This window comes from Paenibacillus sp. DMB5 (assembly GCF_001517085.1).
In the GTDB taxonomy this organism is placed as follows: Bacteria; Bacillota; Bacilli; order Paenibacillales; family Paenibacillaceae; genus Paenibacillus_AQ.
On the sequence record NZ_LRAC01000147.1, the window covers coordinates 142,708 to 157,205 of the forward strand.

The window sequence follows — 14,498 nt, forward strand, 5'->3', positions numbered from 1 at the left end:
TTATTCCTCCCCGAGCTTCAGCGCCTGGGCAATCCGAATTTTCGACAGCCTGTGGCCGAGAATCAGCACACCGGATAGCAGCATAATTCCGAGAATCCCATACAGCTGGACGTAATCGCTGAAGCGGCTTACCAGTTCAAACGGCGGCACTTGTTCGCTTGCGGCAAAAGACATCTGGAACAGCGGCACAAACAGCCTGCTGCTCAGACTGCCGATGCCAGCGCCGATAAGTACAGCAGCTCCAGAGGTTAAGAGCTGCTCGCTAATCAGCATGCCAATGAGCTGCGCAAAGGAGATGCCCATTGCCCGCAGCACTCCGTACTGCAATGTTCTTCCGGACAAGGTTAAAATCCAGAACACTAAAAATCCGAAGAAGCTGATCATGATGGAAATGACAAAGCCCAGCGTCATAATACCGTTGATGGCGAGGCGGAATGAATCATTCTGCGACAATACAAGCTCCTGTGTTGCATCGCGGTAATGCGTAACCGGCAGCTTCATTTCCGTCAGATGCGCATAGACTTCTTTGCCCGCGGCTGAGCTGTCCAGCTTCAGCCAGGTCTCGTACGGCTCTACGGCCAGACGGTTCTGGATGGAGCTCAGATGCCCGACGATCAGCTTCGGCTTACCGGCATCCGGGTCTGTCCCGGATTCTCCGCCGGCGGGCAGCGGACTCCATCCCGGCCAATAGTCGATAATCCCATAGACGATAAACGGCACCTGATCCAGGCCGTCCCATGATAATGAGACATTGTCACCAGGCTTGATCCTGGCAGCTTCAGCGAGGGAACGGGACACCAGCACCGCACTGGAATCGGATGCTATCAGATTCAGATAGCTATTGATCGGGTATTCGAGGAGTCCCGGCTTCATCCAGGCGGTCTTGCCGAAATCCAGGGTATCTATCCCGTACAATGCTGTTTTTCCTGACACGGCCTTCTGGCCTGCGGTAAAACGGGCGTTCTCTTTGCGGAACACTTTCGCAGCCGCTTCTACACCTGCCAGCTCCCGGTATGGCTGAAAGGACGGCTCTGTATATTGCACGCGCTTTGTGCTGTTGCCATCCCCGGTGGGCGCCGCTCCCCCGGCAGAAAGGGCCGTAGTTGATACAACCGGCGCATCGCTTTCCCAGCGCGTCTGCAGCGTTAAATCCGCGCCTGCAGAATAGCGAATCTGGCTCTCCATATTGTCGTTGATTGTACGTGCCGCTCCTGCACTGAACAGACCAGTGGCGACAGTAATGATCAGGAACAGCATCAGCGTCAAATATTGTCCGGAGGACCGGCTGATCTGTATCAGCGTATGATACAGCGCCGGTGACCAGAAGCGGCGGCCCAGCCAGAAGATTAACCGGATAAACCACGGATACAGCCGGAGCACCAGCAGCCCTGCACCCAGCGTAAACAATGCCGGCATAAGAAACACAAGCGGATCCACCTGAAGTGCGCTTGAATCCAACGCCAGCTTGCGCAAATCCTCCTGACGGGTATTAAACCCCCGCAACAGATATACAGCAATGCCGATTAATATGACATCCAGGCCGGTCTTGTGCCAGAATGACAGCTTACGCAGCCGGACGGAGTCGCGTTTCTGATTGACGATACTGACACGTGTCGCAAGAAAGGCGGGAATCAGAATAAGCAGAATAGCGGCACCCACTGCAGCCGCAGCTATCCGATACGCTTCACCCGATAACCCGACCTCCAGCGGAGAGCGGTTCACAAATTCCAGAAATCCGTTTGCCGCCCCCAGCCCCTTGGTGAATTGCACACCCATAAACGGCCCGGCTGTTAACGCAATGAAGCCCAGAAGCAGATTTTCCAGCATATAGGCCGTCATGATCTGCCACCGGCTGGCTCCGCGGCTGCGGAGCACTGCAATATCATTTTTCTGCCGTTCGATAATGAGATTGGCAGTCATGTACAGATAGAACGCAAGCATAATCATGACCGGCGAGTACAGTGACAGAAGCATTACATCCAGCTTATCCGCCTTCCCCTGATACGACAGGATGGTTTCGTTAGCCGGCATATTGATTTCAGCCGCGCCGATCCGGCCTTTGAAATACCGGCGGATATCTTTGTCTGCCTGTACAAACTGATCAATCCCCTCAACTTTGAGCGCCCTGTAATCCAGAGCATACCGCCATTCCATATCTGACACTCTGGCTTTTCCGCCGGTAATAAACTCCCGTTCAAACTGCCCGAAAGGAATAATAAACCCGTCACTGTCCGTTTCGGTCATATAAGACAGATAGGGATCGGCTGCCGCATCGGTCGCCATAACGCCTACGGGAATAATCCGGAGCCTGGTTTGCTCCGATACTTCAGCAGTAAGCTCCTGGCCGAGTTCGCGTTTGACCTTCAGAAGGAAGCTGTCTGTCACCAGAGCCTCAATGATTCCGTCTGTGCGGTCCACCGGCATCCGGCCCGCCAGCAGGCGAACCCGCTGTTCCATATCTGACAAGGATTTTACGGCTCCGGCAGACTTTTGGGTCTTTTGCTCCAGCTCGGAAGCATCGGAGCCGTACACCTTAAACTTTTGGGTAAACCGCTGCTGATAAAAGGAAAGCGCCGGAAGACCCGTCCGGCCCGGTATCGAACGTACGAACTGATCGGCCTTCTGAATGGCTTCGGCCGTTTTTTCATCCATTATTTCCGCAGAATTGGAGGTCGCGATCCGGATAAAACCCGGATATACGTTCTTCTGCAACTGCAATTGGCCGAGCTCCTTTTGCAGCGTCCGCTGCAGAATAGCACCCGAATATAGCGGCATGGAGCTGAACAGCGCGACACAGACCGTCAGCCCAAGCAGCAGATTCAGCTGCAGCCACTTGTTTGTCGCCATTTTGCGGAGAATCATCGTCCATAAAGCCATACGTTCACCTCAATTTTTGCACCTTTGGATAAAGAAGCTGTCAGCCATCCCTTAATTGTTCAAAATGACTTTCTGCCCCTTCTGTAGCCCCTTCACGATTTCAGCCTCTGTCGGAGTCATAAGCCCGATCTCAATGTCCAGCTCCTTGCGCCGTTCGCCGTCGAGCACCTGTACGTAGTAGCGGCCCATATAGGTCCGGATAGCGGCACGGGGAAGAATAAGAACGTTTTCCCGCTTCTGAAGTTCGATGGTCAGCTCAGCGACGTCCCCGACCTGGATGCCCGCGGGTTTGTTATCTATGTCCACAATCAGTGTTACGGCATTGCGGTCGACGTCTCCTGAGTTCCTTTTGCCGGGGCACTTGAAGGCGATTGCAGCACTTTGCCTTTATAGTCCTTTCCCTTATATTTCAGGCTTGCCGGCATGCCGGTCTCCACCGGCAGCAAATCTCCTGCGTCGCCGGCCACATAAGTCAGCTGCAGACTGGAAGGATCGGAGACGGTTACGACAGGCTGATAGGCATTGATATAGTCTCCGGTGTTCAAGGTCTGAATGTACGTTACAGTGCCACTGATCGGTGAATATAACCGCGCTTTGGCCAGCTTGTTTTCCATATGGTCCAGCGAAATTTTTTCCCGCTCATAATCAATTTGCCGCAGGCGCAGATCAGTCGCATTTGCACCAGAAGCTTCTGCCTGCTTATACAGCAGCTGTGCACGTTCCACATTGAGCTGCTGCAATGAATGCTGCATTTCAAGATCCCCTGTCTCCAGCTCCACCAGAAGCTCGCCTTTCTTCACAGTCTGGCCCAGCTCTACGGGGATTCCCTTGAGAACTCCTCCCGACTCCTTGAACGATAAAGCCTCGACATGACCGGATGCAAAAGTGGCTGTCCCCTTGAGGAAGGTCTGAATATTCCCGGTAACAACCTCCTCCATGTCATATTCCTGCTGCACAGGCTGAACGAGCGGCGGCTGCAGCTCCTGTTCAGCCGGCAGCAGCGAACAGCCGGCAAGTCCGGTCAATGCCAGCAGCAGCAGTGAGGCTCCGGCAATACGCAGCCGTATCCTACGTAAGCGGAGAAGCATTGATTGTTTGTGAGACAATTTTTCCATCCTCCAATGCAATGACATGGTCTACCAGATCCATAATGCCGGGATCGTGTGTAGTGAGCAGAATGGTCATTCCGGAGCTTAGCACCAGCTCCCTGAACAATCTGATGACCTGCAGTCCCATACGGCTATCAAGCTCAGCGGTAGGCTCGTCGGCAATCAGCAGCTTGGGCTTATGTACGATGGCCCGTGCAATGGCGACGCGCTGCTGCTCTCCCCCCGACAATTCCGGCGGCCGGTGTTTCATCCGGTCCTTCATCCCCACACGCTCCAGCGCCCACTCCGCGTCTTCACGGCCGGCCTTGGAGGAGCCGGCAATCCGTAGTCCAAACTCGACGTTTTCAAGCGCAGACATAAGGGGAACCAGTCCGTAAGCCTGAAAGATCAACCCTATATCCCTGCGTCTCAGCTCATTGCGCGCTTTGGCGGACAGTCCGGTGATCTCCCTCCCTTCGAACTGCACCGAACCCTCCGTCGGGTCATCCAGTGTACTGAGAACATTAAGCAGCGTGGTCTTCCCAGAGCCTGACCTTCCTTTAAGCGCGACTACAGACCCTCGGGGAACGGCCAAATGAATATCCGACAAGGCAGTCACAGCGGTGTCTCCCCTGCCAAATACACGCTTGATCCCGGATGCCTGTAATAAGATTTCTCTGTTTTCAGGCTGCGTTTCCTTCAACACAGGCATCACTGCCTTTCCAGCATAGTTTTGTAATCGCATTCATATTTGCAGATTATTCCGGGTAATGCTATGTCATAGTACAAGTGAACTATGAATACAACCGTCCTTAAACGGTCTTGTTGTAACAAAAATCGTCAAAATCAGCATATCCGCCGTTCTTCCTGGTAGCATAACAATATAGACCGATCCGGTAGCCCATGAAATGATCCAGCGTATATTTCATCTGCAGCGGATTGCCGATGGCGTGCCAGTTTTGCCCATCAGCGGAATAAAAAAAGTTAACAATATCGATACTCTTGGCAAAATCAAACTCCATCTTCAGATGAATCAGGCTGTGCTCATAAGGCATACGTTCAATAGCCGTCTCCTGACCCTCTTCCCCGGTCACACTCATGGCCACGAAGCGCGCTCCGCTATCATCGACCCAGATACCGACTGCGCCAAAATGATGCTGCAGAGCAACCATACCTGAACGGTCACCCGGAGCGAGTCTCGACGGGTCCAGTAGAACCGAAGCGCTGCATGCGGGTCCTTCCGTACGCTGTGTCAGCGTATTACGGGCATATTCCACACTCTGCGACAGGGCTCCTGTCCGCAGGCGCAGCCTTCCCGGGCGTTCGGTGACAGACCAAAGGTCAGGGTCCGGCACATGATTCCACTGCCAGTTCAGAGCCAGCCGGTTCCTGTCATATTCAAAGCCGTCGCTGATCACCAGCGGCTTTACTTCCTCTGCCGGCAAAGCGGCTGCAAATTGCTGCGGAACCTTGCCATCGACACCGAATACCGGCCAGTCATCCTCCCAATGCACCGGAACAACACATGGAATGCGGCCGACAGAGCCGTGGTCCTGGAACAGCACAGCGAACCAGTCCCCTGTCACTGAATCGACAATACCGCCTTGTGCTACACCGTTATTCTGGTATCCCATATCGTCGTCCAGCACAATCCGCCGTTCGTAAGGGCCCAGCAGTTCAGCCGAGCGGTAGACCATTTGTCTGCGCCGCCGGTTACCGTTACTAGGCCATTCTATAAAGAACAGATAATAGTAGCCGTTCATCCGGTAAGCATGACAGCCCTCACAGCGAAGGCCGATATCCTCAGTCTCCGTCTCAAAGAGCAGCTGATCAAGGCCCCCTCTCTATGGGCGCGGGCGTCCGCCGTCAATTCAGTAATCCGGATGCTGCCGTTCCCGTGAAACACGAACACCCGCCCTTCATCAAAAAGCAGGCTTGGATCATGATGCAAGCCCGGAATTACGAACCGTTCCCAAGGGCCATTCTCGATTTCCTTCGTCTGATATACATAGAACTGCTGCATGTCATTGCTTGAGAAGCAGACATAATAAATGCCCTCATGATAGCGCAGGCTGGTTGCCCAGGAGCCTTTCCCGTAAATGCCCTTGCCGTTCAGCAGCTTGTGGGCGCTGTTATCTTCAAAGCTGTCATAGACATAGCTGACCATTTCCCAATTCATCAGATTTTTCGATTTCATAACCGGACAGCCGGGCATCGAGTGCATGCTCGTGCTGATCATATAATAGCAATCACCTACCCGGATGACGCTTGGATCAGGAACATCAGCCCAGATGACCGGATTATGGATGGTAGTAGTATTCATGTTATTCTCCCGCTAATTTCAAAATATCCCAGTATGCCTGCTTAGGCTCATGTTTGCCGTCGAAAACGAACGGCCAGTTTTTCCGCCCACGTACCGGGAAGTTATCAAGCCATGTATAGTCATCCGCTGCTCCCCAGAAGGTTACGCAGTCAATGTACTGCTTGTATTCCTTGAACAGCCGGAAAATTTGCATGTAGCGCTCAGCCTGCTGCTCAAGCATTCCCTCCAGGGGAGCCGTCAGATCGGTCCGGCGGTCCTCGAACTGGAATACGGAGAGGTCAAGCTCCGTGATATGCAGCTTCATGCCAAGACTCGCATACCGTTCGATAGCTGCTCGAATGTCATCCAGCGGAGGATGCACCAGATTCCAGTGAGCTTGAAGCCCGATGCCGTGAATCGGTGCGCCCTGCTTCAGGAGCGTCTGCACTAGACGATAGATTTTCTCCCTTTTCTCCGGATCAGATTCGTTATAATCATTGTAAAAGAGCTGGGCATCGGGATCAGCGGCATGCGCATATTCAAACGCTTTTAATAAAAAATCTTCTCCGGCGATATCCAGCCATTTCGATGGGCGCAGCCATTCTCCGCTTTGGTCGGATATCGCTTCGTTGACCACATCCCATGCATAAATACGGCCTTTGTAGCGGGATACCACTGTATCAATATGCGACTTCATCCGCCCCAGCAGCGTTTCGCGATCTGCCGGCCCGCCGTCACTATTCTCGAATACCCAGGAAGGGGTCTGATTGTGCCAGACAAGCGTATGGCCTCTGACCACAATGCCATTGTCTTCGGCAAACGTCATTAAGCGGTCGGCCTCCGTAAAGGTATACCGGCTTTCTTCAGGATGCAGCCGTTCGAACTTCATCTCATTTTCCGCGGTAACGCTGTTGAAATGCCGGACTAACAGCTCCCGCTGCACCGACAAGGTGTGCGGATTCACAGCTGCACCAATCCGAAAATCAGACTGAAACGCCTCATATAATTTAGGTAGTTTATTGCTCTGAAGATTGTTCATAGCTTGTTAACCCCTTTCATCATCGCTTATAGAATTTGCCCCTGCAAGTGATAGATGGGCAGCCGTTCATAACGTATCTTCCAGCAATTTGCGGCTGTGGCCGTCAAGACTCCGCCAGTCGGTAATTTGACAGCGCTTGCCGCTGATATCTGACAGAATGACACGCCCCCCGCTGTGCAGCTGCACATAATCCTGGAGATTCCTCATCGCCAGCCGGGTTGGTCCCAGATGTGTCTTCAAATCCCACAGCCAGAGATCTGACTTGAACTTGACACTCACAATCCGGTTAACCCGCGGTAAAAAATACCGGTATTGCAGCTCCCTGCGCAGCTCCTCCCTGCTGTCTTGCTCTAACTCCGCCAGCTCCCGGATGATGCCAAGCTCTTCTCCCTTCGCATTTCGGACAGAAATGTATTCCTCGTCAAACCGGAACGGAAAAGTCCGGTAAACCGTGAGCTCCTCATAATGGATATTTTCAACTTTCCCTCCCAGCACGCCGCCTGCTCCACGCTTCAGGTTTACAGCTGCAGGGGGAAGGATACGGATTTCATAGAGATCCTTCATCAGACCTCCACCCCCTTGATTTTCGACAACTCTTTTTGCGCGTCAACCAGTTTACGGTAAATCCCGCCGGGGATATTCACCAGTTCTTCATGTGTGCCAACCTCAGTGATGCGCCCTTTGTCCAGCACGACCAGCCGATCGGCGTTACGGAGCGTCGACAGCCGGTGGGCGATGGCAAACGTCGTTCTTCCGTGAACCAGGCGGGCAATCGCCTCTTGAATCTGACGTTCGGTTTCGGTATCGACTGAAGCAGTGGCTTCATCCAGAATGAGGATACGCGGATCATGAATGACTGCCCGGGCAATGGCGACCCGCTGCTTCTCTCCCCCGGACAGCTTGTGTCCACGCTCACCAACCTGCGTGTCATAGCCGTCGGGCATACGGACTATAAAATCATGCGCATTGGCAATTTGGGCCGCCCGCATAATTTCTTCCGGTGTGGCTTCCGGCTTGGCGTAAGCAATGTTCTCGGCGATAGAGCCTTCAAACAGAAAGGTCTCCTGCAGCACAACGCCGATTTGCTTGCGCAGTTCGGTCTGGCTGATGCTGCGTATCGGAATGCCGTCAATAGAAAGGGAGCCTTCGTCCGGATCGTAGAACCGGCACAGCAGGTTAATAAAGGTGGATTTCCCTGCTCCGGAGTGACCCACTAGACCAATCATTTCACCGCTTTTCACCTGAAGATCAACTTCCTTAAGTACAGGGTTATGCTTCTCGTAGCCGTAGGTTACTTTAGTAAACGCCACATCCCCCTTGATAATCCCGATCGGTACCGGATGATGAACGTCCATTACTTCAGGCACGGTATCCAGCACCTCGAATACCCGGTAGGCGGCAGCCATGGCCGTACTGGTCCAATTGATCATCTGCTGAATCCATTCCAGGGGACCGAACAGCATACCCAGATATGACAGCAGCGCCATCAGTGTGCCTAATTGCAGTGTGCCTTCCAGAACTTTGTGTCCGCCATGATACCAGATGAGCAGTGTTCCCGCTCCGGTCACCAGGCTGAATACTGGAAAATGAACTGCCACATCCCCTCCATCCTCAGATTATTGTGCACCACTTCCGTATTGGTCTGCTCATAGCGGGACATTTCAGTTCGTTCACGGCCAAACGCCTTAACAACGCGGATGCCTTGAAGAGAATCGCCGACCAGCATGTTCAGCCGCAAAATGGATCTCCACTGCTGATAGGCAAGCCGTCCGATTTTGGGCCAGATCTTCATCGACAGCAGGACCATAAACGGGACAGGAATCAAGGCAAATAACGTCAGCTTCCAGTCGAGACTGAATAAAATAAACAGCACAGCCACAAAGCGAAGCAGCTGCCCGATCACATAAATGACGCCGTCCGTCAGAAACTGCCGCATCGCTTCCGCATCATTATTCACCCGGCCAATGAACTGGGTTGTCTGCCTCCGGTCAAAGAAAGCAAGCGACAGCTTCATAAGCGCACTGAAAATATCCTTGCGGAAATCACCCATCAGCTTGGAGCCTACCCAGATGCCGATCAATCCCCGGACAGCCTGCATGGCTGCCATCACAAGGGTAGTCAGCCCCAGTCCGCCGATTACAGCGAGCAGCCTGGTGCTCTGCCGGGCAGCTCCGAGCACATCGTCAATCATGATCTTCGTCAAATACGGGGGAATCAGCTCCACCAGTGTAGTCAGGATCAACAACACTCCGGCAATCACCATTTGAAGCTTGTAAGGCTTCGCATATCTTAGCATCCGGATGGCCAGCTTTCCCTTGTTCATGCACTGGGCGCAGACCTGCATCCCTTCATCGAGCGGATTTCCGCATTGCGGGCAGCTCCGGGGAAGATCCCGTTCGGAGAGAACCGGCAGTTCTTCGCTATGCGCCGCAGCTTTGATCAGCTTTGCGGCATAATCAAACATGGGGATCAATGCCGCGGTATAACGGACTGCAACAACCGGTCCAAAGTCTGTGTCGATATGCAGCGATCCTCCCCCTACGGCTGAAACTGCCCGTGCATCCTTAATTTCAGCAAGAGGCAGAGTCAGCCTTGGCGCCTCATCTCTGTGCCAGACGACCAGTTTTTCTTCTGAAACAGCGATCCATTGTTCGCCAAAACAACCCTCCGGATCCAGATCTGCTTTGCACTCAAGCAGCAGCGGCTCGCTGACTTGCCTCTGGAAGAATTCCGGCAGCTTAAATTTTGTCTGCATAATGTTATCCTACAATCCCGGTACGCTCGATACTTTCGACAAAATACCGCTGTACAAAGATATAAATGATAATTAGGGGCAGAATGGCCAGTAAAATCCCCGTATCCTGTACCATGCTTTGATAGAACGGGTCCACTTTTGAATTCGCGCCGTCCGAGAGCATAATCCCCAGATTGTAAGGCAGGGAACTGAGTTGAATGGACATGACCTTGCTGGTGGTTAAATAGGTCGTCGTATAAAAGCTGTCGTTCCATTGCCACACGAAGGAGAAGAGCAGGACGGTCATGATTGCCGGAACGGTATTGGGCAGAATAATCCGTAAAAAGGTTTTGCCGATCCCCGCTCCGTCGATATAAGCCGCTTCTTCCACCTCCATCGGTATCCCCCGGAAAAACTGCCGGAAGATAAAAATGTACAAACCGGCCTTCATCGAGTTTGCTGTCAGCGAGGTTAGAATGAACGGCCAGTAGGTGTTCAGCAGGTTCAGGGACTTGCCTCCGGTAAGCAGCGGTATCAGCCCCATCAGTGTGAAATCCTTCAAGTTCAGATAGACCGGAATCAGGATAGTGGTCGGCGGGACCAGAATTGTCAGCATCACGCCCATAAACAGCAGATTGCTTCCCTTAAATTTGAGTCTGGAAAAGCCATACCCGGCCAGCGCACAGGAAATGGCCGTCAGAAGAGTCGTCAGGCTGGACAGCAGGAACGTATTCCCCAGCGTCGGCCAGTAATCCATAATGGTAATGACCTGTCTGAAGTTATCCAGCGAAAAATGCTCCGGCACCCATATGACGATTGGGGAATATAAATCCGTTTTATCCTTGATGGAAGTAGAGATTTTCTGCAGAATCGGAAACAGAATTACAAAAGCAAGTCCAGCAACCAAAACCAACCGGACAATTGACCACAGCCATCGTTTCCACCACTCGATCGCAAGAAACTTAGAAGCCTGCAATACTTTCACCCTCTTCTAGTTTTGGTAGAATACTTTCTTTGAAATCAGGTAAGTGCTTATTAACAGAATCAGGGATACAGCTAAAAAGTAAATCCAGGCCATCGCCGAGCTCAGTCCGAAGTTGAACGCTTCAAACCCGGTCTCGCGGATCAGATCTGTCATTTCGTTCGTAGAGAAAGAGTCGATAATGGTGTATACAACATTGACCAGAATCAGCGGGCTGACCATCGGAAAAGTAATTTTCCAGAACGCTTCATATCCGGTCGCGCCTTCCATCTTGGAGGCCTCATACAATTGCGGCGAGATCGTCTGTATCCCGGCAAGGAAAATTAACAGCTGAACGCCTGACTGGCTTACAATCTGATAGATACGGTCAACCGCTCCGGTCAGATAGTCAACAATAGTCTCGCTTACACCGGCCTGTATCATCAACCGTGCCAGCTCGAAGCTGCCTAATCCGCTGACAGCCTTGCCGCCGGCGTTGCTGTCATTCACCGCCTGTACCAGACTGGTACTCTCCAGATTCATAATCACGCCGGAGGCTAGAATGACCGGCAGGAAGAACACGGCCCTTGCCGCCGTTCTCCCCAGAAACTTCTGATTAAGCAGCACGGCAAGGAACAAGCTAAAGATCACGATCAGCGGTACGTTAACAACCATGGTTGAAATGGATTCTGTCAGCGTCCGGTTGAAGCTGGTGTTGACGGTCAGAGCCTCCACATAATTTTTGAAGCCGGCATAAGTAATGATGATACCGTTCGAATTGGCTTCAATATTGCTCAGGCTGAAGCGGAAGGACGCAATAAGCGGCACGAGGAAGAAGAACAGGAAGCCCAGCAGCCAAGGCAGCACATAGAGGAAGCCGTATATTGCCTTACGCTGCGAATACGTTCTCCGGGACGTCCGGAGTGGGGCAGTCAGTTTCATGTATGTCCTCCTCCTGTCGTGTAGCTTTCCGCTTCGATCACTTTGCCCTCAGCGGTGACCTGCGTACCGTTATAATTCACAATGACATAAACTCCATTCCCGTATACCGTTTTGAAGACACCTTCGCCCAGTTTCTCATGGGAAGCGATGCTTTGGCCCTGTACATTACGCAGCACCGAGTTCACCTCGCCGTAAATCTCCGCGGCTTCGTTCATCCACAGCTCGTAGTTCACTGCATACAGGTCGGTATATTCCGTATCCTTAACCTTATAGTTGGGTTCGGCAATCCACTCGAAGAAAACACCCGATCCGTACTCCAGACATTTCAGGATATATTGCTTGGGGTTCGTATAAGTAGACAGATTATATGGTTTACCTGTATAGCTGATATGGCCATGCACAACCATCGGATAGAAGGGAATGGATTCATCCTCAATCTTGAAGCCGCTGCTGGACAGCGGAGCTTCGGTCAGATCCGTCACATAAGGAAGCGCGTAATCGTTACCGCCGCTGGCCATAACCTCCAGGCCCTTTCCGGCAATGCCGGCTAATGCTTTGACCGAGATTTCCTGCGACTCCGTACGGTCCATCTGCTCATGCTTACGGTAATCGCTGTTCAGCCTGTCTGCCAGATCGCGCAGGGAAATGCCTCCGGTATTTAACTTTCCGAACCCTTCAAGCATCTGTTCCACAACTCCCCCTACCAGACGGGGAGCCACAACATAAGCGGGAGTCCTGTCCCTGTCCCGCCGGTTGATTACCGGGTTGACTGGATAGAGCGTCGCCGGGATGTCCCGGAGTGTACGCGCCGCATCCTTCGTCACACTGAAACCATCGTCGGAGAGGGTTGTCAGGATGGACATATCCGGAAACAGCGAGATGCCCTGCCGGCCGGTATACTGGGCGAGCTCCTTCAGGCCTTTCTTGCCTCCCACAGCGCCATCCACGTGGATACGGTCCGGAATTCCATGATTCATCCCCCCGTTGAACCAGCCTGTGTATTTCAGCTTGATATTATGGATCCCCTGGGCCTGAACCTTATCGAGAATCATCTGCGCCTGGCCGAAGGTGGTCAGCGGCTCAAGCGCGTTGTACGGAATCCCGATAACATGCTTCTTCTTCGTGATGCTGCCGTCAAGCTGGAGATAGAACGCAGATCTTCAGCCTCTGCAGCCGGCTGCGGAAGTCCGTCTTTGCCGAGCAGATATTGCTGGTAGTATTGGGCCATGCCCTGGTAGGTCGCGTTCTCTCCGGTGAGAAAGACATACCTCACCTGAAAGTCCGATTTCATCGGATTTTCCTGAAATCTTGGCAGTGAACGCTGCTGACCGTTGGCATCAAGCGTTACACTGCCCTTGTTCACCACATAAAAACTCGGATACGCATAGTTATAGCTATTCAATCTGCCTGCTACATCTGCATTGATTGTCGCAACCGGGGCGCCTTCTTCGATAATGCCCAGGAACGCTTTTTGTTCCTTGAGTATGCCAAAGACCGGCAGGCGGACTGCTTCTTCCCTTGAGACCACATCAGCCGTATCCATCGTTTGATCCGTGCCGTATACAGTCTGCTGGTAAGCAGAATATCTTGTTTTACCATTGTTGAAATGAATCAAGGCGCCCGAGCCGTCCGGCACCAGGATGGAGCCTTTCTCTTCCTGGCCCGCGGCTCCGAAGAAGCTGAGCAGGGAGACCGAATTCACAGGATATTCAGCCGGATAATAAATTCTTTCAACAGGAACCCTGGCGATCAGGCTGTCTCCATCAAGCGTATATTCGATAGCCGCCTGAAAGATACGCGGCTCCTCCCCGGCCTCCTCCAGATTGAATTCGGCTGCATCCTTCTGCAAATCCTCTTCCGTATATCCGATCGCTTCAAAAGCCTTCAGTGCCCGTTCCAGCTGCAGCCCCTGCAGGGCGCTGTCATTGCGGACATAAGCTGATTTCTCCGTTTCTTCTTTATAAGCAATAGCGACCGCACGTTTACCTGTCTTATCCATTTTTCCCGTCAATTCCTCATAGCGTTCCTTGCTCAGCGTGGCGGGAAGATCTTCCGCGGAGGCCTGAACCGTTCCGAATTGATAGGACACACGCACTCCGTCCGGGATGGTCTCTGAGCTGATTTGCTTGTATGCGATGCTGTCCGTAAAAGTATTGATAGAGTTTATCTGACCAAAGCTGTTGTAGAAATCCAGCTGCAGCTGGGAAGACAGCAGGCCTTTGTTGACTCCTGCCGCCAGGGTATCCTGATCCCGCTCCGGCGGGTTACTGAACCAGAGCTGGTTGCTTTCGGTATGAAGCACGGCAATTTCGCCTGTTTCTTCATTAATGAACAAACGCATCTGTCCGTTCTCTGCCACCCCTTTCATCCCTGCCAATCGGGAATCCGAGAATGCAGCATTCAAAGGCTTGCCCTGTTCAAATACAGCTGCAGCCGGACTGCCGGCTGACTTCGCCTCCTGGCCCGGACCGGAACAGCCGGCAAACAGACTGCCCAGCATCACCAGACTAAGTAGCAGAGCTTTTCTCGCCTTACACATGGATATGCCTCCTTTC

The 14,498-nt window shown here is 52.6% G+C and carries 14 protein-coding genes; all 14 read right to left on the reverse strand.

Annotated features, from left to right (window positions below):
- Nucleotides 1–2,877 (reverse strand): ABC transporter permease, encoded by a 2,877-nt coding sequence (locus AWJ19_RS25950; RefSeq protein ID WP_068728128.1) that lies wholly within the window; start codon nt 2,875–2,877, stop codon nt 1–3.
- A 51-nt stretch (nt 2,878–2,928) separates the two neighbouring features.
- The gene (locus tag AWJ19_RS36915; protein ID WP_241781892.1) at nt 2,929–3,183 is read right to left on the reverse strand and encodes a hypothetical protein; all 255 of its coding nucleotides are present in this window, start codon (nt 3,181–3,183) and stop codon (nt 2,929–2,931) included.
- Between the two features lie 8 nt (nt 3,184–3,191).
- Complete coding sequence (locus AWJ19_RS25955; RefSeq protein WP_241781893.1) at nt 3,192–3,983, reverse strand: HlyD family efflux transporter periplasmic adaptor subunit; 792 nt, start codon at nt 3,981–3,983, stop codon at nt 3,192–3,194.
- A complete protein-coding gene (locus AWJ19_RS25960; RefSeq protein WP_068728129.1) occupies nt 3,946–4,677 on the reverse strand; it encodes an ABC transporter ATP-binding protein in 732 nt (243 codons plus the stop codon). Before AWJ19_RS25960 ends, AWJ19_RS25955 begins: the two co-directional genes overlap by 38 nt.
- Before the next feature lie 100 nt (nt 4,678–4,777).
- Entirely contained in the window at nt 4,778–5,728 is a 951-nt protein-coding gene (locus tag AWJ19_RS37720; protein WP_347231155.1) for a hypothetical protein, read from the reverse strand.
- Nucleotides 5,725–6,288, reverse strand: coding sequence for a family 43 glycosylhydrolase (locus tag AWJ19_RS37725; protein ID WP_347231156.1), 564 nt, complete (start codon nt 6,286–6,288; stop codon nt 5,725–5,727). Before AWJ19_RS37725 ends, AWJ19_RS37720 begins: the two co-directional genes overlap by 4 nt.
- Nucleotide 6,289: 1 nt before the next feature.
- The gene (locus AWJ19_RS25970) at nt 6,290–7,306 is read right to left on the reverse strand and encodes an endo-1,4-beta-xylanase (protein ID WP_068728130.1); all 1,017 of its coding nucleotides are present in this window, start codon (nt 7,304–7,306) and stop codon (nt 6,290–6,292) included.
- A gap of 66 nt (nt 7,307–7,372) precedes the next feature.
- Nucleotides 7,373–7,870, reverse strand: coding sequence for a DUF1854 domain-containing protein (locus AWJ19_RS25975; protein ID WP_068728131.1), 498 nt, complete (start codon nt 7,868–7,870; stop codon nt 7,373–7,375).
- Nucleotides 7,870–8,904 carry an ABC transporter ATP-binding protein gene (locus AWJ19_RS36920; RefSeq protein ID WP_241781894.1) on the reverse strand — a complete coding sequence of 345 codons (1,035 nt, stop codon included), beginning with the start codon at nt 8,902–8,904 and terminating at the stop codon, nt 7,870–7,872. The genes AWJ19_RS25975 and AWJ19_RS36920 overlap by 1 nt, the downstream gene beginning before the upstream one ends.
- Complete coding sequence (locus AWJ19_RS36925) at nt 8,871–10,061, reverse strand: ABC transporter transmembrane domain-containing protein (RefSeq protein ID WP_241781895.1); 1,191 nt, start codon at nt 10,059–10,061, stop codon at nt 8,871–8,873. The genes AWJ19_RS36920 and AWJ19_RS36925 overlap by 34 nt, the downstream gene beginning before the upstream one ends.
- Before the next feature lie 4 nt (nt 10,062–10,065).
- The gene (locus tag AWJ19_RS25985; protein WP_068728132.1) at nt 10,066–11,016 is read right to left on the reverse strand and encodes a carbohydrate ABC transporter permease; all 951 of its coding nucleotides are present in this window, start codon (nt 11,014–11,016) and stop codon (nt 10,066–10,068) included.
- Between the two features lie 15 nt (nt 11,017–11,031).
- Nucleotides 11,032–11,943 carry a sugar ABC transporter permease gene (locus tag AWJ19_RS25990; protein ID WP_068728133.1) on the reverse strand — a complete coding sequence of 304 codons (912 nt, stop codon included), beginning with the start codon at nt 11,941–11,943 and terminating at the stop codon, nt 11,032–11,034.
- A complete protein-coding gene (locus AWJ19_RS37730; protein WP_347231161.1) occupies nt 11,940–13,070 on the reverse strand; it encodes a DUF5696 domain-containing protein in 1,131 nt (376 codons plus the stop codon). The genes AWJ19_RS25990 and AWJ19_RS37730 overlap by 4 nt, the downstream gene beginning before the upstream one ends.
- On the reverse strand, nt 13,016–14,482 hold the full coding sequence (locus AWJ19_RS37735; protein WP_347231157.1) for a DUF5696 domain-containing protein: 1,467 nt from the start codon (nt 14,480–14,482) through the stop codon (nt 13,016–13,018). The genes AWJ19_RS37730 and AWJ19_RS37735 overlap by 55 nt, the downstream gene beginning before the upstream one ends.
- Between the last annotated feature and the right edge of the window lie 16 nt (nt 14,483–14,498).